General features: G+C 74.3%; 16 protein-coding genes. 9 read left to right on the forward strand and 7 right to left on the reverse strand.

The window, feature by feature from the left end; genetic code table 11:
- Positions 1-29 precede the first annotated feature (29 nt).
- Both ACFRAR_RS07595 and ACFRAR_RS07600 read left to right on the forward strand, forming a co-directional pair.
- Complete coding sequence (locus tag ACFRAR_RS07595) at positions 30-1,694, forward strand: phytoene desaturase family protein (RefSeq protein WP_380695985.1); 1,665 nt, start codon at positions 30-32, stop codon at positions 1,692-1,694.
- The gene (locus ACFRAR_RS07600; RefSeq protein ID WP_380695851.1) at positions 1,691-2,746 is read left to right on the forward strand and encodes a zinc-binding dehydrogenase; all 1,056 of its coding nucleotides are present in this window, start codon (positions 1,691-1,693) and stop codon (positions 2,744-2,746) included. Before ACFRAR_RS07595 ends, ACFRAR_RS07600 begins: the two co-directional genes overlap by 4 nt.
- 50 nt (positions 2,747-2,796) lie before the next feature.
- Here the strand turns inward: ACFRAR_RS07600 and ACFRAR_RS07605 are convergent, their stop codons facing one another.
- The 6 genes from ACFRAR_RS07605 to ACFRAR_RS07630 all read right to left on the reverse strand — a co-directional run bounded on the left by ACFRAR_RS07605 (position 2,797) and on the right by ACFRAR_RS07630 (position 11,116).
- Positions 2,797-4,182: a hypothetical protein gene (locus ACFRAR_RS07605; RefSeq protein WP_380695853.1), complete on the reverse strand. Its 1,386-nt coding sequence runs from the start codon at positions 4,180-4,182 to the stop codon at positions 2,797-2,799.
- Positions 4,183-4,324: 142 nt separating this feature from the next.
- Entirely contained in the window at positions 4,325-5,548 is a 1,224-nt protein-coding gene (locus ACFRAR_RS07610; protein ID WP_380695855.1) for a pyridoxal-phosphate dependent enzyme, read from the reverse strand.
- A gap of 92 nt (positions 5,549-5,640) precedes the next feature.
- Entirely contained in the window at positions 5,641-6,192 is a 552-nt protein-coding gene (locus ACFRAR_RS07615) for a YceI family protein (protein WP_380695857.1), read from the reverse strand.
- Positions 6,193-6,396: 204 nt separating this feature from the next.
- A complete protein-coding gene (locus ACFRAR_RS07620; protein ID WP_380695859.1) occupies positions 6,397-9,288 on the reverse strand; it encodes a penicillin acylase family protein in 2,892 nt (963 codons plus the stop codon).
- Positions 9,289-9,417: 129 nt separating this feature from the next.
- On the reverse strand, positions 9,418-10,014 hold the full coding sequence (locus ACFRAR_RS07625; protein ID WP_380695861.1) for a DUF1349 domain-containing protein: 597 nt from the start codon (positions 10,012-10,014) through the stop codon (positions 9,418-9,420).
- A gap of 88 nt (positions 10,015-10,102) precedes the next feature.
- Positions 10,103-11,116 (reverse strand): zinc-binding dehydrogenase, encoded by a 1,014-nt coding sequence (locus ACFRAR_RS07630; RefSeq protein ID WP_380695863.1) that lies wholly within the window; start codon positions 11,114-11,116, stop codon positions 10,103-10,105.
- A 101-nt stretch (positions 11,117-11,217) separates the two neighbouring features.
- On the opposite strand from ACFRAR_RS07630, the gene ACFRAR_RS07635 reads away from it, so the two are divergent.
- Entirely contained in the window at positions 11,218-11,880 is a 663-nt protein-coding gene (locus tag ACFRAR_RS07635) for a TetR/AcrR family transcriptional regulator (RefSeq protein WP_380695865.1), read from the forward strand.
- 111 nt (positions 11,881-11,991) lie between these two features.
- Here the strand turns inward: ACFRAR_RS07635 and ACFRAR_RS07640 are convergent, their stop codons facing one another.
- Positions 11,992-12,678, reverse strand: coding sequence for a macro domain-containing protein (locus tag ACFRAR_RS07640; protein WP_380695867.1), 687 nt, complete (start codon positions 12,676-12,678; stop codon positions 11,992-11,994).
- A 263-nt stretch (positions 12,679-12,941) separates the two neighbouring features.
- Between ACFRAR_RS07640 and ACFRAR_RS07645 the strand changes: the two genes are divergently transcribed.
- The 6 genes from ACFRAR_RS07645 (at position 12,942) to ACFRAR_RS07670 (ending at position 23,361) form a co-directional block, all read left to right on the forward strand.
- Positions 12,942-14,561, forward strand: a complete 1,620-nt coding sequence (locus tag ACFRAR_RS07645) for an ADP-ribosyltransferase domain-containing protein (RefSeq protein ID WP_380695869.1) — start codon at positions 12,942-12,944, stop codon at positions 14,559-14,561.
- A gap of 119 nt (positions 14,562-14,680) precedes the next feature.
- Positions 14,681-16,828, forward strand: a complete 2,148-nt coding sequence (locus ACFRAR_RS07650) for a HelD family protein (RefSeq protein WP_380695871.1) — start codon at positions 14,681-14,683, stop codon at positions 16,826-16,828.
- 162 nt (positions 16,829-16,990) lie between these two features.
- Positions 16,991-18,031 carry an IPT/TIG domain-containing protein gene (locus ACFRAR_RS07655; RefSeq protein WP_380695873.1) on the forward strand — a complete coding sequence of 347 codons (1,041 nt, stop codon included), beginning with the start codon at positions 16,991-16,993 and terminating at the stop codon, positions 18,029-18,031.
- 383 nt (positions 18,032-18,414) lie between these two features.
- Positions 18,415-20,136 (forward strand): SulP family inorganic anion transporter, encoded by a 1,722-nt coding sequence (locus ACFRAR_RS07660; RefSeq protein WP_380695875.1) that lies wholly within the window; start codon positions 18,415-18,417, stop codon positions 20,134-20,136.
- Between the two features lie 47 nt (positions 20,137-20,183).
- Complete coding sequence (locus ACFRAR_RS07665) at positions 20,184-20,540, forward strand: zinc ribbon domain-containing protein YjdM (RefSeq protein WP_380695877.1); 357 nt, start codon at positions 20,184-20,186, stop codon at positions 20,538-20,540.
- 121 nt (positions 20,541-20,661) lie between these two features.
- Positions 20,662-23,361, forward strand: coding sequence for a BTAD domain-containing putative transcriptional regulator (locus tag ACFRAR_RS07670; RefSeq protein WP_380695879.1), 2,700 nt, complete (start codon positions 20,662-20,664; stop codon positions 23,359-23,361).
- Positions 23,362-23,459: the final 98 nt, after the last annotated feature.

The raw sequence follows: 23,459 nt of genomic DNA on the forward strand, positions 1-23,459 counted from the left end.
CCACCACCGAAAGCGCCGGCCGGCAGAGCATGGTCATCATCGGCGGGGGGCTCGGCGGCCTGTCCACCGGCTGCTTCGCGCGGATGAACGGCTACCGCACCCGGATCCTGGAGATGCACGAGATCCCCGGCGGCTGCTGCACCGGCTGGGACCGCGGCGAGTTCACCTTCGACTGCTGCATCAGCTGGCTGCTCGGCAGCGGACCGGGCAACGAGATGCACCAGATCTGGCTCGAACTCGGCGCGCTGCAGGGCAAGCGGGTGCGCAACTTCGACGTGTTCAACGTGGTGCGCGCCCGGGACGGCCGGGCGGTCTACTTCTACTCCGACCCGGACCGGCTGGAGGCGCACCTGCTGGACCTGGCCCCGGAGGACGCCCGGCAGATCCGGAGCTTCTGCGCCGGGCTGCGCAAGTTCCGCCAGGCACTGGCCCGTTACCCCTTCCTCAAGCCGGTCGGGCTGATGGGGCGGTGGGAGCGGGCGCGGATGCTCGCCTCCTTCCTGCCGTACGTCAACGTGATCCGGCGCTCGATCACGGTGCTGATGAGCGACTACTCGGCGCGGTTCAGGAGCCCGCTGCTGCGCGAGGCGTTCAACTTCATCCTGTACGAGAAGCACCCCAACTTCCCGGTGCTGCCCAACTACTTCCAGCTCGCCTGCCACGCCGGGCAGTCGGCCGGGGTGCCGGAGGGCGGCTCGCTGGCGCTGGCCCGGTCGATCGAGCAGCGCTACCTGCGGCTGGGCGGCGAGATCAGCTACAACACCAAGGTGAGCGAGATCCTGGTCGAGAACGACCGGGCGGTGGGGGTACGGCTGAGCGACGGCCAGGAGGTGCGGGCGGACATCGTGGTGGCCGCCTGCGACGGCCGGACCACCATGATGGACCTGCTCAAGGGCCGCTACCTGAGCGACACCTACCGGCGGCTGTACACCCAGACCATCACCGAGCCGGGCATGGTCTTCCCCGGCTACGTGACCGTCTTCCTCGGCCTGCGCCGGCCCTTCCCGGCCGGGGACCCGTGCACCACCCACCTGCTGGAGGACGAGGTCGCCGCGCGGCTCACCGGCATCCGGCACCCGAGCATCAACGTCCAGTTCCGCAGCCGCCACTACCCGGAGCTGTCGCCGGTCGACACCACCGTGGTGTACGCCAGCTACTTCTGCGACATCGCGCCCTGGCGCGAGCTGAGCACCGGACCGGAGCAGTCGGCCCGGATGCGGCGCGGCGAGGAACTGCACACCCTGCCGGTCGGCCGCGGGCGCGAGTACCAGCGGGAGAAGCGCCGGGTGCGCGACACCATCGTCGACTTCCTGGACGTCCGGCACCCCGGGCTCCGGGAGGCGGTCGCGGTCAAGGATGTCTCCACCCCGCTCACCCAGGTCCGCTACACCGGCAACTACGACGGCAGCGTGCTGGGCTGGCAGCCGTTCGTGGAGAGCGGCGAGACGCTGGAGGAGGAGGTCAAGCGCAACGGCCCGGGGTTGCCCGGCCTCGCGAACTTCTACCAGTCCGGGGTCTGGGCGACCACCGGCGGGCTGATCCGCGCCGCGGCGGCCGGCCGGCACGTGGTCCAGTTCATCTGCCGGGACGACGGCAAGCCCTTCACCGCGGCGGTGGACGACAGCGCCCCGCCGCCCACCCTGCTCATCGACCGGGTCGGCCCCGCCGACCGACAGTTTGGAGTGACCTCGTGAGGATCGAGAAGTGGGTCGTCCAGGAGCACGCGGACGGCGTGCCGGACATCGAGAAGGTGTACCGGAAGGTCGTGGAGGAGGTGGACGTCCGGCTCGCGGCGGACGAGATGCTGCTGCGCACCCGGTACGTCTCGGTGGACCCGTACCTCCAGGGCATCGCGCTGGACACCCCGATCGGGGACCACATGGGCGCGGACTCGATCATGGAGGTGGTGGAGGCCGGGCCGGACGCGCGCTTCGCGGTCGGCGACCTGGTGCAGGGCTTCGGCGGCTGGCGCACCCATGTGATCAGCGACGGCGAGCCCAGGCTCTGGCAGACCGGCACCTTCCCGATGGTCTTCCCGGCCTACCGGAAGCTGGACCCGGCCGACTACGACGAGGACCTGCCGCTGTCCACCGCGCTCGGCATCCTGGGCGGGCCCGGGATGACGGCCTGGGGGACGGTCGAGAAGTTCCTGGACGTGCGGCCCGACTCGACGGTGCTGGTCAGCGGGGCCTCCGGGGCGGTCGGTTCGCTGGTCGGGCAGCTGGCCAAGCAGCGGGGCGCGCGGGTGATCGGCACCACGGCGACGCCGGAGAAGGCCGAGTGGCTGCGGCGGCTGGGCTTCGACGCGGTGCTGCCGTACCGCGACGGTGACGCGCCGGAGGAGGTGGAGAAGCAGCTGGCCGAGCTGGCGCCGGAGGGCATCGACCGCTACTTCGACAGCCTGGGCGGGGCGTTGACGGACGTGGTGTTCCGGATGCTCGTGGTGGACAGCCGGGTGGCGGTCTGCTGGCAGTGGGGGAGCCAGGTCGGCGGCGACTGGGTGGGGCCGCGACTGCTTCCGATGATCATGTTCCCGCGGACCACGATCCGCGGCATCTTCTCGCTGGAGTGGTTCACGGAGGAGAACTGGGCGGCGCTGCGGCGGGACCTCAAGCCGCTGGTCCGCAGCGGGGAGCTGCTGCACCGGGAGACCGTCCACCAGGGGTTCGACAGCATCCCGGAGGCCTACCGGGGCCTGTACCTGGACCGTTCGGCCAGCCGGGGGAAGGTGCTGGTCGAGCTCTGAGCGACGCGGAGGGCCCTTCGGCCGACTGCCGAAGGGCCCTTTGTCGCACCTCAGTTGAGGGTGAACCAGGTGCTGCGGGACTTCTTCCACTCGGGGTGGGTGAGGTCCTTGGCGGCGGTGGAGTCGCCGTAGAGGTCGGCGGAGCCGTCGTCGGTGATCAGCTGGGCGCGGGCGCCGGGGGCGTTCAGGTCCGGGACGTCCGGAATGGCCTCCCAGGCGCCGTAGTCGCTGGTCGGCAGGTCGATCAGCTTGGTCGGCAGGGAGCCGGGCCGACCGTCCCAGCGGTAGAGCGCGTACGGGGCGGAGTTGTCCTCGGCGGCCCAGGAGCCGGCCGAGATCAGGTACTGGCCGAGGTCGTTGCGGCGGATGTCGCGGATGGAGAGACCGCCGAGGTCCAGCTCGATCGGGTCGCCGAAGGTCGCGTGCGCGGCCGAACCGTTCAGCAGGGAGGGGAAGTCGGTGACCGGGACGAGCAGCGCCCGGCCGCCGGTGACCGCCGGGGTGAGCGGCGCGCGGAAGCCGATGTAGGCGGTGCTGGTGCTGCCGGGGGCGAACTCCAGGCCCTCGACGTTGAACCCGTCGATCTGCTTGGGCACCTGGCCGTCGGCGGCGCCGGCCGCGAAGCCGTAGCGCTTGCCGTGGGCGTTGTCCCAGGTGATCAGGTCGTCGCGCAGGCCCTTGTACGAACCGGCAAGGGAGAGCTGGGTGTTGGCGCCGGATCCGGTGACGGTGGTGGCGAAGACGGTGTGCCGGTCGGGCTTGATCACGCCGTCCTTGTTGTTGCCGAGCGAGCCCGTCCAGTAGATGGTGTTGCCGACCCGGGTGGCGGCCTCGATGTCGATCTCCTTGGAGACGCCGAGGGCCGAGCTGAAGTCCCAGGTGCGGACCGGCGCGCCGGAGTTGTTGGGGTCGTACAGGCGCAGGGTGTTGGACTCGTCGTCGCCGACCACGATGTAGCCGCCGCCCGCGTCCACGGCGGCCGAGGCGTCGCTGGAGCCGGTCAGGTAGCGGCTGGTGGCGGAGAACCCGACGGCGGGGGAGGAGGCGTAGTGCAGGGTGCCGGTGGCGCTCTTGCCGCCGAGGCCGGTGACCTTGATCGTGAGGTCGGCGTAGCCGACGCCCTGGGCCGCGACCGCCAGAGAGCGGCTGCCGCCGGTGCCTGTCACCGTGACGTCGCCGGTGCGGGCCACGGCGCTGCGGGTGGTGGCGGAGGCGGCGACGGTCAGCGCCGAGGCGTCGGCACCGGACTGGGCCACCGTGACGGTCACGGTCGGGTCGCCGGTGGCGCCGACCGCGCCGGACAGGTAGCCGGCCGAGAAGTTGATCGTCGGGGTGCCGTACGTGGCCGCGCCGGCCGGGAGGGCGGGCAGGGCGAGCGCGGGCACCGCGGCGACGGCGACGGCCAGCGGCAGGAGGCGGCGGAGGGAACGCGACACGGTGGCTACCCTTCGGCAGATGCGGGGGAGTTGACGGAGGGTGTCAGCCTGCTGGCGCTCGGCGAACACCGGCCCTACGGAGACCTGACGAGGAAGGGCGGGCGGGCGAACAGCGGGCCTCCGCGGGCGGCCCGGCCGGCGGTCAGCCGGTGAGCCCGGCCGCGCGCAGGCGGCGGCCGACCGCGTCCCAGTCGGGGGCGACCGGCTCGGTGCGGTGGGTGTCGACGCCCTTGTCCTTGAAGCCGCTGGAGGTCGACACGCAGACCACCGGGCCCTCGGAGAGGTCCGGCCGGCCGTCGCCCAGACTGCGCAGCCCGGCCAGGCCGGCCGCCGAGGACAGCTCCGTCCAGAGCCCGGCCCGGGCCAGCTCGCGCTGGGCGTCGGCGAGTTGACGATCGTCCACGGTCAGCGCCCAGCCGCCGCTGCCGCGCACGGCGAGCACCCCGCGGTAGCCGCTGACCGGGGCGGCGATCGAGTACGCGTCGCTCGGGCCGACCGGCACCCGGGCGGCCGGAAGGCCCTCGGCGACCGCCCGGGCGAGCGGCCCGGAGGCGGCCGACTCGCAGGAGTGGACGCGCGGCACCCGGTCGGTCAGGCCCAGCCGCCGCAGCTCGGCGAAGCCCTTCCAGACGCCGAACAGCAGCTCGCCGTAGCCGGTGGGGACGAACACCGCGCTCGGCAGGCCGATGTCCCGGAAGATCTCGTAGGCGATGGTCTTGTAGCCCTCGGGGCCGTACGCGTGCCCGGTGTGGGTGGCCGTCAGGTTGCTGACCGGGTGCAGGCCCAGCCGGTCGACCGTGCGGCGCAGCAGCGGCCAGCGGGCCTCCCACGGCACCGGGAGCACCACCGCGCCGTAGGCGTTGAGGAAGGCGTCGACGTTCGGCGGCAGGTCCGGACCGGTGAACACCACGCAGCGCAGCCCGGCGCGGGCCGCGTAGGCGGCCGCCGAGGCGCCGTGGTTGCCGGAGGAGGCGACGGCCAGGCCGGGGGCGCCGACGCCCACGGCGGCGCTGGTGGTGCAGCGGTTCAGCCGGTCCTTGTGGCTCCAGGTGGGGTTGCGGGACTCGTCCTTGACGTACACCCCGGGCTCGATCTCGACCAGCGGGGTGGCGCCCTCGCCCAGGCCGGGGGCGAGCAGCGGCGGCAGCAGCGGGGCCCAGCGCTCCAGGCCGCCGCGCACCGGGGCGGGGGCGAACAGGCCCGCCGGGTCGGCCCGGTCGTAGGCGTAGTCGACCTCCACGGGGTAGTCGACGTCCTCGGTGCCGGTGCGGGGGCAGCCTGCGGTGAGCGGGGGCCAGAGGGGGTATGCGAGGGTGTGGTCGCCGAGGGAGCGCTGGCCGGTCGCGAGGGAGTCTTCTGTCGGCATGTCCAGGAGACTAGCCGGGCGGCCGCGGGCGTTCCCGGGTTTCGCTCCCGGCTGCTGCTCCCGGCGGGGTCGGCCAGCCCTGGCGGGGCCGGTCAGCCCTGGCGGATCGCGGAGATGTCGAACTCCAGGACGATCTTGTCGCCGACCAGGACGCCGCCGCCCTCCAGGGCCGCGTTCCAGGTGACGCCGTACTCCTTGCGGCTGATGGTGACCGAGCCCTCCAGGCCCACCCGCAGGTTGTTGTACGGGTCGACGGCGTTGCCGGTGTACTCGAAGTCGATGGTGACCGGGCGGGTGGTGTCCTTGATGGTGAGGTCGCCGGTGACCCGGTACTCGCTGCCGGACTTCGGCTCGACCGCGCTGGTGCGGAAGGTGATGTCGGGGAAGTTGGGGGCGTCCAGGAAGTCGTTGGTGCGCAGGTGCTGGTCGCGCTGCTCCACGCCGGTGTCGATGCTCTCGGCCTTGATCACCACCTGGGCGGTGGAGCGGGACGGGTCGTTGCCGTCCAGGTGGGCGGTGCCCTCGAACTGATGGAACGCGCCGCGGACCTTGGTGACCATGGCGTGGCGGGCGACGAAGCCGATCCGGGTGTGGGTGGGGTCGAGGACGTAGTCGCCGGTGAGGTCGGCGAGGTTGGCGGTCATGGGCGGCGTGCCTCCTGGTGGCGGGCCCGGGTCTCGCGGCCTCGGATCTCGGCCGCGGCCCGGGGGTGGTCGGGCGGTCCCCGGACCACGCTAGGGGCAGTTCCGGCGGGCCGCGCGCCGGATTGGTCGGGACGGGCGCGCGCCGGGCCCCGGTGGTGGGGCCCGGCGGCGGGGTAGCAGTGGTGGGGGCTCAGTGGCGGGGGATCAGCGGTGGCTCGGGAACTGCACCACCTGCTGGTAGGTCGGCCGGTTCTGCCAGGTGGTCTTGGCGTCGGTCACGCCGCCCAGCGGGCGCTGGATGATCGTGTCGGCGCACCACTGGTCGCCCGCCGCGCAGTCCGCGTCACCCGGGTAGACCTGGGCGGGGGTCCGGGCGGCGGCCTGCTTCAGGGTGTTCAGCAGGACGGTCCGGCAGGCCGTGAGGTCGCCCCCGCCGCAGAACGGGCGGGCCAGCGGGCCGGCCACCTGGTCGCCGAGGACGGCCCGCAGGTCCTTGTCCAGGTAGCTCCACCAACCGTACTGGAAGGCCGAACCTTTGTGCGGGATGGCCTCGTTGGCGCTGACCGGGCCGCCGGAGGGGCCGGTCTGCCCGCCCGACGGGGACTCGTTGATCTGGAGGGCGCCGGTGAGCGCGCCGAACAGCTGGTCGCCGAGGCCCGGCCGCATGACGCCGTCGGCGACCAGCGGCCACCAGGCGTCCATCACCCGGATCGCGGTGGCGTCCGCGTAGCCGTGGATCCCCGGCGAAGTCTCCTTCCGCTGGGCGCCGTTGGCCAGCCAGGCCTCCAGTTGCTGCAGGGCGGTGAGGGTGGCCTGGTCGGTCACCGGTGCGCTGCGCAGCACCCGGATCAGGTCGGGCAGCACGTCCTCGGCCCGCAGGTCGGCCAGGGCGGCGCTCTCCATCGCCTGGGTGAGCGAGACCCGGCTCGCCTTCCCGCCGTTGCGGAGCAGGGACTTGACCCGGTCGTCCAGCAGGTTGCCGCGGTGCACCGAGCCGTTGCCGAAGCCGGCCGAGGTGTAGCCGTCGGCCTGCTTGTTGTTCCAGGAGATGAAGTAGTCCTGGTTGACGGACTGCGGGTGCTCGGCCGCCGGGGTGTACCGTGCGGTGTTCGCGGTGGGGTCGAAGTCGGCCCATTCGTAGGCGGGTTGGGCCAGCACGGGAAGCCCGGCGTCGACCCCGGGGGCGCGAACCGGGTTGCTGCCGGAGTTGTAGTACGCGATGTCGCGCGAGTCGGCGTAGAACCAGTTGAACGTGTAGTTGATGTCCTGCGCCGCCCGTTGGAAGCCGGCCGCGTCGTGCACCGCGCCCGGGTCGTTCAACTCCTGGAAGCCGATGATGGATTCGGCCTCGTGCCGGTAGGTGGAACGCAGTGAGGTGAAGGCGACGGGGGAGCCGCCGACCGTTCCCCGGGCGGTCACCAGGCCGTACTTCGAGCGGTACATCACCAGGGTGTAGGAGCCGGCCGGGGTGGAGTCGCCGGTGGTGGGGTTCCACGCGTTCTTGCGTTCCAGCCGGTCGAAGGGCAGGCACTGGCCGTGCCAGAGGTAGGAGTCGGCGGCGGTGGTGACCGGGGAGCCGTCGGTGGTGCAGAGCGGGACGGCGTAGGTGTCGGTGATGTCCTGCCCGGCGGAGGTGGCGCTCCAGGCGTAGTCCTGGCCGCGGCCGAGCTGCACGTAGAAGCTCAGGCCGGCGAAGGCGGCGCCGCGGGCGCTGATCCCGGGGCCCTGGATCTCCTCCAGCATCAGCAGCTGCGGGGCGAAGTAGCCGGTCTGCGGGCCGAACACGGCCACCGGGTGGCCGTCGTCGGTGTGCGCGCCGGAGACCAGCAGGGCGTTGGACATGCCGTGCCTGGCGCTCAGCAGGTTGCCGGGCAGGACGCCGGGCGCCGGGCCGGCCGCGGAGTTCGCGGAGCCGGTGGCGTCGTAGACCACCCGTTCGGGCAGCACCGAGCCGGGGTCGGGCAGCGCCTCGCCCTGCGGGTGGTCCGGGACGGTCGCGTACGGGAAGCTCTGCCCGTCGTGAAGGGTCTGGACGGCTTCCGGGTCGTCGGCCTCGCGCAGCGACTTCCAGACCGCGTCCCCGGCGTCCTTGCCGTACCGGGCCTCGGCGGCCGACTTGACCTGGGCGGAGGACAGTTCACCGCCGCCGCCGGAGCCGAACAGCGCGCCGACCACGGAGGCGAGGGCGACCAGGTCGGTCAGCTTGAACGGCTCGATCGATCCGGCGTTGGTGATCGGGTCGATGTGTCCGGTCAGGTCGTACTCACCGGGGAAGGTGCGGGCGTTGTAGGACTCCTTGGCGTACTGGTTGATGCCGTCGAGGTAGGCGGTGGCGTCGGCGAGCGCCTGGGTGGCTCGGCCGCCCCGGGCGGCGATGGCGTCGATCTGCTGTTGCAGCTCGGCCTCGGTGTACGGCGCGGCCTGCCAGAAGCTCTGCTCCAGCTGGCGGTTGGCCGCGGCGCCGCCCGCGAAGCCGGACAGCTGGCCGCGGCCGACGTGCCGGAAGAGGTCCATCACCCAGAGCCGGTCCTGGGCGGCGGCGTAGCCCGCGCCGAACTCGGTGCCGTAGCGGGTGGTGCCGGTGATGTGGGGGACGCCGGTGGCCTTGTCGCGGACGATGGTGACGTCCGGGCGCGGGCTGGTGCTGCTGGCGACCTGGTCGGCGGGGACGCCGAAGGAGGCGTCGTTGAAGAAGTCGCGCAGCTTGGCCTCGGTCAGGCCGGGGTAGCCGGAGGCGAGGGCGGCGTAGGGGCCGAGCTGGTCGTCGGTGTGCGCGGGGCGGGTGCCGAAGGCCCGGTTGAGCAGGATCTCGGCGAGGGTGGCGTTGCCGTTCTCTCCGGGCGGGAGGATGTCGGCGCAGTGGCCGCCGCAGAGGTCGGTGGCCGTGGCCGCCGTCGCGGGGGTGGGTGCGGCGGTGGCGGTGGGGGTGGTGAGGGCTGCGGTGACGAGCAGGGCCGAGGCGAGGGCGGCGGCCGGGAGTCGGAGGGATCGGGGGCGGGGGCGTCGGTGTGGTCGCAAGGCGGACTCCTCCGTCGAGTCGCGGAGAGTCGACGGTAGGGGTGCTACTGGACGGTTGGCTAGTGGCGTGCATGCCATTTCCCGCGGAGCGGCCCGGAGTCGGGGCCGGCGGTGCGTCATCCCCGCCGGCCGCGCGACCGCCGCGGGCCGGGATCCGGTGCGGTGCGACCCGGGGTGGGGAAGGGGGCGGCGCCGCACCCGCCGGGCTCAGTCCGGCAGGTGCAGCGCCGAGTCGGCGGGGCCCTGGGTGAAGCGGGTGAAGCGGACCTGGAGGCCGGCGCGTTCGGGGGAGCAGCAGAACGGGCCGGCGGTGGCCGCCGCCTCGGGGGCGAGTGGGGCGAGGCGGACGAGGCGCCAGGGAGCGTCCTCGCAGCGGGCGCGGATGGTCACCGCGTCGCCGGTGCGACTGGCGCGGACGGTGACGGCGCGGCCGTGCCAGTCGGGGACCGGGGCGAGGGACCAGTCGGAGACCTCGCGGGTGACCACCGCGCCGAGGTGGGGAACGCCGTCGCTCATCTCCACGCCGGCCTTGATCCACGTCCGGGGGTCGACCCGGATCAGCAGGCCGGCCTGGTCGTAGAGGGCGGCGAAGTCGGCGACGAAGGTGACCTCGGTGGCGCTGCCCGGCGGGAAGCCGGCGAGCAGCGCGTGGCCGTCGTCGCGGACGAAGCCGTAGCCGGTGGTGCGCCAGAAGTCGCTCCGGCCGCGGGCGGTGACCAGGAGGTCGGCACCGTCGGTCCGGGTGTCTTCGGGCTCGTTGAGCCAGCTTCCCTCGTGCCAGGGGATGTCGCGGGGCGGGCGCATGCGGTCATCCTTTCGTCGACTTGCTGAAACTTGCCGAAATTCTCGAAAGGATATCCGGATCGCCCGCCCCGGCGACGGGGGCCCCGGGTCAGGGCTTGAGCACCAGGCGGATCGGGTTGCCCTCCTTGTGCTCCAGCGCCTGGACCGCGCGGGCGGCCTCGGCCAGCGGGAAGCTGCCGCTCACCGAGCGGGAGAACTCCAGCCGGCCGCCGCGGACCAGGTTGACCAGGTCGACGACGTCCTCGCCCTCGGAGCCGTAGTGGCCGCGGATCTCCTGGCGCAGGTAGCTCATCCGGGTGCCGTTGGTGACGGTCAGCGGCTTGTCGGTGAGGCCGACCAGGACCAGGCGGCCGTTCTTGCCGAGGGTGGCCATGGCCTGCTCGCGGACCGGGGCGACCCCGGCGAAGTCGAAGGCGACCGACAGCGGGCGGCCGCCGGTGGCCTGGAGCAGCAGCCCGGCGAAGCCGGGGTCGGCCGGGTCGAGGGCGGCGTCGGCGCCGAAGGCCAGGGCTCGCTCGCGGGCGGCCGGCAGCGGGTCGACGGCGACGATCGGGAAGGCGCCGATCGCCCGCAGCAGCTGCACGCCGTGGGCGCCGAGGCCGCCGACGCCCCAGACGCCGACCGCCTCGGCCGGGCGCACGGCGCCGGTGGCGGTGATGGCGGCCCAGGGGGTGGAGACCGCGTCGGGGATGAAGCAGGCCTGGTCGAAGGGGAGCTCGTCCGGGATCGGCACCAGCGTGGTGACGGTGGCGAGCGCGTACTCGGCCCAGCCGCCGTCGTAGTCCACGCCGCGGGTGTGCACGACGCCGTCGCGGGTCTCTCCGGCCTGGAGCAGCACCCGGTCGCCGACGGCGGCGGTGGTCACGCCCTCGCCGAGGGTGTGCACGGTGCCCGCGACCTCGTGGCCGAGGGTGACCTTGTCTCCCTTGAGGTAGAGCGGCTTGAGCATGCCCTCGATGAGGTGGACGTCCGAGAGGCAGACGCCGGCGGCCTCGACCCTGATCAGCACCTCGCCCGGGCCGGGCACCGGGACGGGGACCTCCTCGACGGCGAAGGCGCCCTTGGCGACGTCGAGCCGGCCGGCGAGCATCGTGGCGGTCATCGGGGACTTCCCTTCTCGCGGGGGCGGCGGGTCGGGGGAGTGCCCGCCGCTCCGGAAGTTACTTGTTATCTGACAAGCAAGTTCGACACTAGCATGGTGTTATGTCTACGCACGATGAGGGACGAGCCGGTGGTGCCGGGACGCTTCGGGACGCACCGGCGCGCCGGACCCAGGCCGAACGGCGGGCCCGCGCCGAGTCGGCGCTGATCGCCGCCGCCGCCCGGCTGATCGCCGAGCACGGCAGCACCGGGGTCACCCTCGCCAGGGTCGGGGAGGCGGCGGGCTTCAGCCGGGGCCTGGCCACCCACTACTTCGGGTCGAAGGGCGCGCTGCTGGCCCGGCTCCAGGAGGCCGCGCTGGCCGAGGCGATGGCGGCGGCCGCGCCGGCGCGCAGCGGGGCGGGCGCGGTGGACGAGCTGTGCGGCTTCGCGCGCGGCTGCCTGGAAGGGGTGCGCAACCCGACCGATCTGGGCCGGGCCTTCGTCGTGCTGGGCGCGGAGGCGCTCGCCGGGGCCTCGGAACTGACCGTCGCGGTGGCGGAGCTGGACGCCCGGACCCGGGAGTGGACGGCCGAGGTGGTCGGCCAGGGGCAGCGGGACGGGGAGCTGCGCCCCGGCGTGGACCCGGCGGCTTTCGCACTGGCCTTCGTCGGGCTGCTCAAGGGGCTGGTGGTGCAGGCCGCGGCCGCTCCGGCGGCCTTCGACGTGGGGGTGGCGGTGGCGGAGTCCGAGCGCTGGATCCGCCTGGTGCTCACGGCGGGCTGAGCGCGGGGCGGGGCGGGCCGGGGTGCGCGGGTGGGGGCCGGCCCGGGCGGGGTCGGGTGAGGGGGTGTCGGCCGGCCGCCCCGGGGTGCGGTCAGGCTCGTCGGGGTGCGGTCAGGCCCGTCGGGCCGGCGTGCCGCGGCGTGCGGGCGGGGCTATCCGAACCCGTTCGGTGGCGGGGGCCTTCTCCAGGTCGTCCAGCTGGGCGAGAACGGTGGCGCGCAGGTCGTCGTCGTCCTCGAAGTGGTGGTCGTTGAAGAGGGTGTAGCCCGACCACATCAGGTTGGCGCACACCCGGGCCGGGACCCGGCCCGTCCGGGCGCCCATGCCGACCAGCGCGACCGAGCGGATGCTGCCCGGCTCCAGAGCGTTCTGCCGGTGGACGGCCTGGAACGCGGCCGCGCAGGCCAGGGCGACGTTCAAGGTCTCGCTGACGTTCTCCGAGGACGTCTCCATGGTCGGGGCCGAGATCAGGAACCGGGGGTTGACGGCGCCGGACGGGACACAGACCGCGCTGCCGACCGGGAGGCGGCCGGCGTGCCGCTCGTCGATCGCCTTCCGGACCCGCAGCTGGATGCCCGCGCCCAGGTGGCGCTTGATCGCCGCGTCCGTCCCGCCGTCCATCCGGCCGAGGGAGTTGGTGGGGCTGACCCAGGCGTCGACCTTCGCGGTGAGCAGGGAGGCGTGCCGGACCTCGACGCCGGGGGTGTCGGCGAAGGCGGCCCGCCAGGACGCCACGACCGTCGCGTTGAGGTCGGTCAGCAGCACCGTGAGCGGTGCCTGGGTGCGGTCGGTGGTCATGCGGGGCTCCTGTCGGTCGCGGGGAAGGCGGGGCGGGCGTCCGGGCACTCCCGGACGCCCGGCCCCTGCCGGTACCGACGAAGCTAGCGCCCGGAACTGACAATCCGCCCGGTGCCGTACCCGGCGGTCCGCCGCCGGTCGGAGCGGCCGGGAGTGTCGGACCCTGCTGGTAGGACTGTGGTGTCCGCCAGGGAAGCTGACGGTTCATCACCTGCCGTTCGTATGCCATTCGTACGGTCCCGACCAGCCGGAGTCGCACCACCATGAACGCTGTCGACACCTCCGCCACCCAGCCCGACCCGAACGACCCGCTGGCCCTCGCGGAGCTCTTCGCGGGCGGCGGCGAGCCGTGGCTGCCGCTGCTGAAGCCGGTCATCGAGGCGCAGCCCGGGGCGGCCTCGTTCATCGGCCCCGGCCGCAGCCCGGACGTCGTCCCGGTCCGCGAGCTGACCTTCCAGGCGCTCAAGCCGCACGCGCCGGACAAGTGGAAGGTCGTCGTCTTCGGTCAGAACCCGTACCCGCGGCCGGAGAGCGCCACCGGCATCGCGATGTTCGACAACACCTTCCACGACTGGAAGGACAGTCAGTTCGGCCGGGTGATCAGCATCCGGTGCCTCATCAAGGCCGCGGCGATGTGGAAGTACGGCATCCCCAAGAAGACGCCGATCGCCGACATACGGGCGCTGCTGAAGAAGGAGGAGACCGTCCAGCCGCCGGAGTGGTTCCAGGCGATGCTCACCCAGGGCGTGCTGCTGCTGAACGCGGCGCTGACCGCGAGCGGTGATGGCGCGATGGGGCCGGACCAGCACACCGGGTTCTGGCGGCCGGTCGCCGAGCGGATCGTGGAGGAGATCCTCCGGGCCAAGCAGCAGGCCGCCGAGGAGGACCGCTTCGTGGTCTTCGCCTGGTGGGGCGCGCACGCGCGCAACCTGAAGCAGGTCGTGCTGCGGCTGGAGAAGAAGTACCCCGAGGTCGAGGTCCGCCACATCGACCACGCCAACCCGGCGGCCCAGGGGGACCTCTTCTGCGACGGCGAGCACTTCGCCACGGTGAACGCGGCCCTCGCCTCGCTCGGCGCCGACGAGGTGGACTGGCTGCCCAGCACCGGCTGGGACACCCGGCCGGGGCACGACGGCGGCGCGGACGGCGGGGTCGCCGAGCGGATGGGCGCCTTCATCGCCTCCACGATGGAGCTGCACCAGCTCTACCTGGAGCGACTCGCGGGGGTGAAGGACGAGGGCCTCGTCCTGCCCGCCATCACCGGCGTGTTCGACACCCCGGTGATGGGCTTCCGGGAGGCGGTGGCACCGGTCGCCGAGCTGCTGCGGGGCCTGGGCGGGCACGTGTCGCGGTCGCAGGAGTTCGGCGAGCGCCGGGTGGGCGAGGCGGCCGCCGGCCTGTCCGCCGACGAGATCTCCGCGCTGTACCTGTACACCTGCGAGTCCGCGTTCTACCGGGAGATCAACGCGGTGCTGCGCTCGCCGGACCGCGGCCGGCTGGTGCCCTACCTGCCGTACCTGCGGCTGCTGTTCGCGGCGGTGTCCCGGCTGCCCGTGCGCACCGCGCCGCTGTGGCGCGGGGTCTCACTGGACCTGCGGCGGCAGTACCCGCTCGGCAGGACGGTGACGTGGTGGGGCGTGTCCTCCTGCACCTCCAAGCTCGGGGTGGCGCAGGCGTTCCTCGGCAGCCGGGGCAAGCGGACGCTCTTCGAGGTGCGCCCGGTGCGGGCCGCCGGCATCCAGAACTTCTCGGCCTTCACCGGCGAGGAGGAGTTCATCCTGCTGCCCGGCACGCAGCTGGAGGTCACGGACGTGCGGACCGAGCGCGGCGGTCTGTGCACCGTGACGCTGACCGAGCTGGAGGAGGCGCCCCTGGTGTCCTGACACGTGTCCCGCGGGCCCGGCCGAACAGAAATCTTAACCAAGTTAGTATTTTTACTAAGTTTGGTTATGCTGGAAGTCGACCAGCAGGAGAGCCCGTTGTGCGGGAAGGGGCGCGAACGATGACCTCGAAGAACCGGAGCCTCGACGGCGAACTGGAGCGGGAGCGGGCCTACGTCGAGGTCTGCCGGGCGGCGATGGCCCGGCAGGTCGAGGACGCAAGCCACCAGGTGGTCGCCGGGGAGGACGTCTCCGGCGACGGCGCCAGTGCGGAGGCGCTCGGCCGGTACCTGCGCACCCGTGCCAAGCGGATGAAGGAGCTGCCGGAGAGCCCGTCGTTCTTCGGCCGCCTGGACTTCGCCGACACCGCGGAGGCCGGGGACCACCGGGGGCAGCGCTACTACGTGGGCCGCCAACGGATCTCCGAGGATCCGACGGTGCCGCCGCTCGTGGTCGACTGGCGGGCCCCGGTCTCCCGGGCGTTCTACCAGGCGAGCGCGCACGACCCGCTCGGGCTGGTGCGGCGCCGGCGGTTCGGCTGGGCGCCGTGGAGCCCGGGCGCGCCGGAGGACCTGACCGGGCTGGAGGACGAGCCCCTCGGCGGTTCCGGCAGCTCGGGCGGTTCCGGCGGGAGCAGCTCCGGCGGGAGCGGCTCGGTGGACGGTGGGGCGGCCGGTACTACGGGCGGCGGCGCCGCGGGCAGTGCCGGCGGCATCCTGGCCGCCGAGATCGAGCGGCCCCGGACGGGCCCGATGCGGGACATCGTCGCCACCATCCAGCCCGAGCAGGACGCACTGGTGCGGGGCGAGTTGAGCGAGTCGGTGTGCGTGCAGGGCGCACCCGGCAGCGGCAAGACCGCCGTCGGGCTGCACCGTGCCGCGTACCTGCTCTACAGCTTCCCGCAGCGGATCCGGCGCGGCGGTCTGCTGGTCATCGGCCCCAACCGGACCTTTCTGCGCTACATCGCACAGGTGCTGCCCGCGCTCGGCGAGATCGGCGTCACGCAGAGCACCGTCGAGGACCTGGTCGCCGCCCGGCAGGTCACCTCGGTGGACGACGAGCGGGCCGCCGCGGTCAAGCAGGACGCGCGGATGGCCACGGTGCTGCGCCGGGCGCTGTACGGCCGGGTCCGGTCGACGGGCGCGGAGCAGCTGGTCGTCCCGGACGGCTCCTACCGGTGGCGGGTCGGCGCGGAGCGGCTGGACCGGGCGGTCGCCGAGGTGTGCGAGCAGGCGCCGCCGTACGCGATCGGCCGGGAGAGCCTGCGCGTCCGGGTGGTGGCGATGGTCCAGGACCAGGCCGAGCGCCGCTCCGGCGTCAGGTCCGGCGCCTGGACGCGGACGATCGGGCGCGGCAGACCGGTCGCGGCCTTCCTGGAGGCCGCCTGGCCGAATCTGGGCCCGGAGGCCGTGGTCACCGCCCTGCTGAGCGACCCGGCCGTCCTGGCCGAGGCGGCCGACGGAGTGCTCAGCGCGGAGGAACAGGAGGCGATCCGGTGGCGCCGGCCGCCGCGTTCGGAGCGGAGCGCCAGGTGGTCCGAGCACGATCTGATGCTCCTGGACGAGGTGTCCGGGCTGATCGAGCACCCGGCGGGCTTCGGCCACGTCGTGGTGGACGAGGCTCAGGACCTCTCCCCGATGCAGTGCCGGGCGATCGCCCGCCGCAGTGCCTTCGGCTCCCTCACCGTCCTCGGCGACCTCGCCCAGGCGACCGCCCCGTGGGCCGCCCGCAGCTGGCCCGAGCAACTCGCCCACTTGGGCAAGCCGCAGGCCGCGGTGGTTCCGCTGACCACCGGATTCCGCGTCCCGGCCGCGGTGATGGCACTGGCCAACACCCTGCTGGGTGTGCTGGAGGTGGACGTGCCGCCGGCCGTGTCGCTGCGCCGGGACGGCGAGTTGGCGGTGCGGAAGGTGGCCGGTGGCGGCCTGGTCCCGGCAGCGGTGGCGGCGGTGCGGGCCGCGTTGGAGCGGGAGGGATCGATCGCGGTGATCGCGGCGGACGGTGCGGTGGCGGAGGCCGCCGAAGCGCTCCGGGCGGCGGGCATCCCGACCGGGGAGGCCGAGCAGGTCGGCACCACGGCGCGGGTCACGGTGCTGCCGGCCTCGCTGGTGAAGGGGCTCGAGTACGACCACGTGGTGGTGCTGGAGCCGGCCGCCATCGTGGAGGCCGAACCGCGCGGCCTGCACCGGCTGTACGTGGTGGTGACCAGGGCGGTCTCCCGGCTGGACGTCCTGCACGCCCGTCCGCTGCCCGCGCCGCTCGGCAGTTGACGGCAGGGCGGCGGACGGCGGGGCGGCTGGTGGCGGGGCAGGGCGGGGCGGGGATGGCGGACGGCGGGGCGGGTGGGTGCGGGATCGCGCCAATCGCGGTGGTGGTTCGGGCGATTCGGGGAAGTGGCGGTCGAAAGGCCGGGCGTTCGGAAGGATTTCGGTATGCCTACGATCATCAGACTGGCAGGAGCCGGTCTCGCCGCAGCCCTGTCCCTGACCGCCGCCACCGCCGGGGCGGGTGCCGCCCCGGCACACGCCGACGGCCCGACCGTCGTGCGTCAGCGGATCGTCCTCGACATGGCGGGGAACTACCCGACCGAACAGAACCGGCTGGGCGTCTTCTCGGTGTCCTGGAGGGTGCTCGGCGCCGAGGACCTCGCCGGGCCGACCCACTTCACCGTCGACCTCCCGCCGGGGCTCACCACCGGCGGCGCGATGTTCTACTCCACGCCGTACGACTACACCTTCACCGAGACCGTCTCGCCCGACGGCCGCCACCTGGAGGCCGTCCTGGACGGCAACCGCCGTTCCGGCACCGAGGAGTTCATGAAGATCCCGGTCGTCGCGGAGGGGACCGGCCCGGTCACCGGCGCGATCACCGCGAGGGTGGCCAACGCCGACGACACGGTTCCCACCGGGCACGTCCGCACCCACCTGCTCGGCATCGGACCGCTGCCGCCGCTGTTCGCCCCGCCGCCACGGATCGACGACGTCAGCGCCACCACCGGCCCGGGCGCGGGCGGCACGCCCGTGACCTTCACCGGGGCCGACCTGGCCGGCGCCATGGTGCTGGTCGACGGCGTCCCGGCACCCGGCAGCTGTACCGACACCGCCTGCACGGTGACCACGCCCGGCGGCTCGGGCAGCGCCGCCGTCACGGTCGTCGGACCGGGCGGCACGGTCCAGGCCCCGGCGGCGTTCGACTACACCGGCGCCCCGCCGCCGCTCCCGCCGGCCCCCGCGCTCTCCGGGCTGAACACCCCGTCCGGACCGGTCGGCGGCGGCACCGCGATCATCGTGACCGGCCACGACCTGGCCGGCGGTGCGGTCTCCTTCGGCAGCCGGCCCGCCGCCCGCCACTCCTGCGGCCCGCAGCTGTGCACCGCGACCGCGCCGGCGGCCGACCGGACCGGCCCGGTGGGCGTCACCGTCACCACGGCGGGCGGCACCAGCGCGCCCGTGGGGTACACCTACACTCCGTAGCGCGCGGTCGCGCCGGAGGACCGGCCCCGCGAAGACCGGCCCCGGCGGCCAGGGAGAGCAGTGCCCTGGCGGCCGGGGCCGGCCGTTTCCGCCCGGCGCGGTGACCGGGGCCGGCCGTTCTCGCCCGGCGCGGTTCCCGGGCCGCGGACGGGAGCGCTGCCGACCGCCGGCGTCCGGCGCCCGGGCATCAGGGGTCACTACGGTCCGAGTCCAGCACTTGCGAAACAAGTGATTTGAAAAATTCTTCAAGTTCATACATGCTTTCGTGCCGTCGGACCGGCACGAGGCGCATCCGGGCGCCGCCGGACGCGGGAAGGAGCGGCCGTGACCTCGGCAACCGGCGAACGCCGACCGGCCGCCGGCCGGTCGGGAGAGGCCACGGCATGAGCCTCTCGACCGCGCTGTCCGAACGGGTGCGGGCCGTCCTGCCCACCCGGGCGATCCTCGCCACCATGGGCCGCTCGCCGCGCAAGGACCTGCTCGCCGGCCTCACGGTGGCCATCGTCGCGCTGCCGCTGGCCCTCGGCTTCGGCATCTCCTCCGGCGCGGGCGCCGAAGCCGGCCTGGCCACCGCGGTCGTCGCGGGGGCGCTGGCCGCCGTCTTCGGCGGTTCCAACCTCCAGGTGTCCGGGCCGACCGGAGCCATGACCGTCGTCCTCGTCCCGATCGTCGCCCGCTACGGCACCGGCGGTGTGCTGACCGTCGGACTGCTGGCCGGGGTGGTCCTGGTGCTCCTCGCCCTGCTCCGGGCCGGCCGCTGGATGGCGTACGTGCCGGTGCCGGTGGTGGAGGGCTTCACCGTCGGCATCGCCGGGGTCATCGCCCTCCAGCAGGTGCCCGGCGCGCTCGGGGTGGCCAAGCCCGAGGGCGACAACCCGGTGGTGGTCGCGGCCCGGGCGCTGCGCGCGTTCGCCACCGCACCGCACTGGGCCTCGGTCGGTGTGGCGCTCGCGGTCGCGGCCGTGATGCTGGTCGGCGTGCGGCTGCGGCCCGCGCTGCCGTTCTCGCTGATCGCCGTCGTCGCGGCGACCGTCACCGCGAAACTGGCCGACCTGCCGGTCGCCGCCATCGGTCACCTGCCCACCGGTCTGCCGGCCCCGTCGCTCGGCTTCCTCGACCTCTCCGCCGTCCCGGCGCTGCTGCCCTCCGCGCTCGCCGTCGCCGCGCTGGCCGCGCTGGAGTCGCTGATGTCGGCGACGGCGGCCGACGCGATGAGCGTGTCGGAGCGGCACGACAGTGACCGCGAGCTGTTCGGCCAGGGCCTGGCCAACCTGGCCGCCCCGCTGTTCGGCGGCGTCGCCGCCACCGGCGCGATCGCCCGCACCGCCGTCAACGTCCGCTCCGGCGCCGCCTCCCGGCTCGCCGCGCTGGTGCACGCCGCGGTGCTCGCGGTGATCGTCTTCGCCGCCGCGCCACTGGTCGCGGGGATCCCGTTGGCCGCCCTGGCCGGGGTGCTGATCGCCACCGCCGTCCGGATGGTCCAGGTCGGCTCGCTGCGCGCGCTGGCCCGCACCGGGCGCGGCGAGGCCGCCGTGCTGGTCCTGACCGCCGCCGCCACCCTGGCCTTCGACCTGGTCACCGCCGTGGTGATCGGCATGCTGCTGTCCGGCGTCCTGGCGCTCGCCGCCGTCGCCCGGGCGGCCCGGGTCGAGCAGGTCCCGCTGCACGCCGACCTCCCGCCGGCCGACCACCACGAGGAGGAACAGGCGCTGCTGGCCGAGCACATCGTCGCCTACCGGATCGACGGGCCGCTGCTGTTCGCGGCCGCGCACCGGTTCCTGCTCGAACTCACCGGGTCCGCCGAGGTGAGGGTGGCGATCCTGCGGATGTCACGGGTCAGCGCGATCGACTCCAGCGGTGCCACCGTCCTCGGCGACGCCATCGGCGAGCTCCGGCGGCGCGGCACGCTGGTCCTGGTCTCCGGCGTCCGCGAGGAGCACCACCGTCCGCTGGACGCCCTCGGCGTGCTCGACCGGCTGCGGGCCGACGGGCACGTCTTCGCCACCACCCCCGAGGCCATCGCCCACGCCCGCACCCACCTGTACGAGGGGGAAGCGGGCGCCGACCACGGCCGGGCGGCCGCCGGCACCCCCGCCGACCACTGACCTCAACCCACCCGACCGTCTCCGACCAGCCTGGATATCCTGAACTCATGAGCGACAACCTTCCCCCGTGCCCGCAGTGCTCCAGTGAGTACACGTATGAGATGAACGCCCTCATGGTCTGCCCCGAGTGCGCCCACGAGTGGGTCCTCGCCGACTCCGACGAGGCCCCGGCGGCGACCGGCGAGCGCGTGATCAAGGACGCGGTCGGCAATGTGCTGGCCGACGGGGACACCGTGACCGTGGTCAAGGCGCTCAAGGTCAAGGGCAGCCCCTCCGGCATCAAGGCCGGCACCAAGGTGCGCAACATCCGCCTGGTGGACGGCGTGGACGGGCACGACATCGACTGCCGCATCGAGGGATTCGGCGCGATGCAGCTCAAGTCCGAGTTCGTCAAGAAGGCCTGACGGAGCGTCAGCCGGGGGCGGTGGTCCGGAACCCGGGCCCCGCCGGACCCCGCCCGCACCCTGCCGCACCCGCACCGGGAGCCCGCGCCACCTGGGCGTAAGCTGCCCAACCGTGACTGGGGTGGCAGCGGGAAGTGGTGACGGAGCGGCCGCGCGGGGCGGCGGGGCGGCGCGGGAAGGCCTGGCGTTCCGCCTGCTCGGCCCGCTCGGCATCACCGGCGCCCGCCAGGGCGCCACGCTGGGCGGGCCCCGGGAGCGGGCGTTCCTGGCGGTGCTGCTGCTCCGGGCCGGCCGCCGGTGCGGGCCGGAGGAACTGGTCGACGGACTGTGGGGCGCGGACCACCCCGCGAGCGCGCTGGGCGCGGTGCGCACCTACGCCTGGCGGGTGCGGCGGGCGCTCGGCGACGCCCAGGAACTGCTGCGCTCCGATCACGGCGGCTACCTGCTGGACGTGGTGCCCGACGCGGTGGACGCGCTGCGCTTCGAGCGCCTGCGCGCCGAGGCGGGCGAGGACCTGACGGCCGGTCGGGTCGCGGCCGCCCGGGACGGGTACGAGAGCGCGCTCGGCCTGTGGCGCGGCGAGGCACTGGCCGGAGTGGCCGGGCCGTTCGCCGAGCGGGAGCGCGAACGGCTGGCCGCGCTGCGGCTCGACGGGCAGGTGGCGCTGCTGCGCTGCCGCGTCGAACTGGGCGAGCACGCCGGGGCCGCCGCCGACCTCGCCGTGCTGATCGGCGAACACCCGCTGCGCGAGGACCTGCGGGCGCTGCGGATGCTCGCCCTGCACCGGGACGGGCGGGTGGCCGAGGCGCTGGCCGAGTTCACCGGCGCGCGCGAGGTGTTGCGCGACGAACTCGGCACCGAGCCGGGCCCCGAACTGGCCGCCGCCCAGGCGCGGGTGCTGGCCGGCGGGCCGCCCGTACCGGCCGCCGCGGCGGGCCCGTCGGCGGGCGCCGCCTCCGCGGGGGCGGCCCGGCACCACCGGCTGCTCGCGGCCGTCCCGCCCCAGCGGCCCGTGGCGCGGCCGTACCCGGGCGTGCGCCCGGGTCAACTCCCGCCGTCCGCCGCCGACTTCACCGGACGCCGGGAGCTGCGCGGGGCGCTGCGGCAGGCACTGCGCCACGATCCGGAGCGGATGCCGCTGGTCGTGCTGACCGGGATCGGGGGCGTCGGCAAGACCGCCCTGGCGCTCGACGCCGCGCACGCGGTGCGGTCCGACTACCCCGACGGGCAGCTGTACGTCGACCTGCGGGGCGCGGGCACCGGCCCGGTCGACCCGATGGACGTCCTGGCGGACTTCCTGGTGGCGCTCGGCCTGGCGGCGGGGCAGGTCCCCGCCACCCTGCGGGCCCGGGCGGCGGCCTACCGCTCGGCGCTGGCCGAGCGCCGGGTCCTGGTCGTGCTCGACAACGCCGCGCACGCCGAGCAGTTGGAGCCGCTGCTGCCCGGTGCGCCGGGCAGCGCGGCCCTGGTCACCTCCCGCAGCCGGGTGCTCACCATGGCCGGCGCCCACCGCTTCGAGGTCAGCGTGCCCGAGGCCGGTGAAGCCGTCGCGATGCTCGACCGCTTCGCCGGGCCCGGCCGCCTGGCCGACCACCCGGACACCGCCGAGGAGCTCGTCCGCTCCTGCGGCCTGCTGCCGTTGGCCCTGCGCATCATCGGCTCCCGGCTGGCCGCCTACCCCGACCGCGACCCCACCGCGATGGCCACCCGGCTGCGCGACCACACCCGCACCCTCAGCGAACTGCGGGTCGGCGGCCTGTCCGTCGAGGCCACCATCGGCCTCGGCTACGCCGCGCTGCCGCCCGACCAGGCCCGCGCGCTGCGGCTGTGCGCGCTGCTGGACTGCGCCGACTTCCCCGTCTCCGCCGTCGGCGCCCTGCTCGGCCTGCCCGAACGCGAGGCCGAGTGGCTGCTCGAACCACTCGTCGACGCCGGGCTGTTGGAGTCCCACGGCGTCGGGCGCTACCGCTTCCACGACCTGGTCCGCCTCTACGCGCGGCAGCGCGCCGAGGCCGAGGACGGGCCCGAAGCCTGCGCGGACGCCCTGCTGCGCCTGCTCGACTTCCTGATCGCGACCCTGCGCCAGGTCCTCTACCGGGGAGTCCGGGCGGACGGCGGCAACCGGGCGGCCGGCGGTGTCCGGGCCGTCCTGTGGCCGACCGAGCACACCGGGCTCGTCTTCGGCCGCCCCGACGAGGCCCGGGCCTGGCTGCTGGACGAACACCAGCTGCTCAGCAGCACGGTGGCGCGCATCCTCCGGGACGTCCCGCCGGTGCGGGGCCTGCCGCTCGTCGTCTGCGCGCTCAACGGGCTCGGCATCAGCGGCCTGTTCGTGGGAACGGCGTACTGGAGCCGGCTGGAGCGGCTCTCCGCACTGGCCGTCACGGCGGCCATGGGCGAAGGGATCCCGCCGGGGCTCACCGCCGAGGCGCTCAGCGACCGGGCCGGCTACGCCTGGGTCAGCCGGGACTACGCCACGGCCGAGCGGTACGCCCGGGAGGCCGTCGGCTGGGCCGTCCGGGTCGGCAACGAGGAGGTCCGGTACCTGGGGAGCCACATGCTCGCGGCCTCGCTCGTCGAGCTGGGGCGGGGCGCCGAGGCCAAGGAGGTCGCCCGGCGGGCGGTCGAGGTCGGGGGAGATCCCCGGCAGGTCGGCAGCCCGGCCTGGTACGCCAAGGAGATCGTCCAGCTGTACTCGTTCTTCACCTCGGAGGAGGCGCCGGTGGACGCGGCCACCCGGATCCAGCGGACGATGCGGGGGCTGGCCGGCCGTGGGGCTGGCCGCCGGCCGGAGGCGGGGGCGGGGGCGGAGCGGGACTGAGTCGCGGCGCCCGGGCGGGCGGTCGAGCGGTGCCTCGAACGCGGCTCGGAACGGGACCGGGGCTCGCCCTGACCGTGCGCGGGCAGGCCCGGGCCGAC

The organism is Kitasatospora sp. NPDC056651, assembly GCF_042792155.1.
GTDB lineage: Bacteria > Actinomycetota > Actinomycetes > Streptomycetales > Streptomycetaceae > Kitasatospora.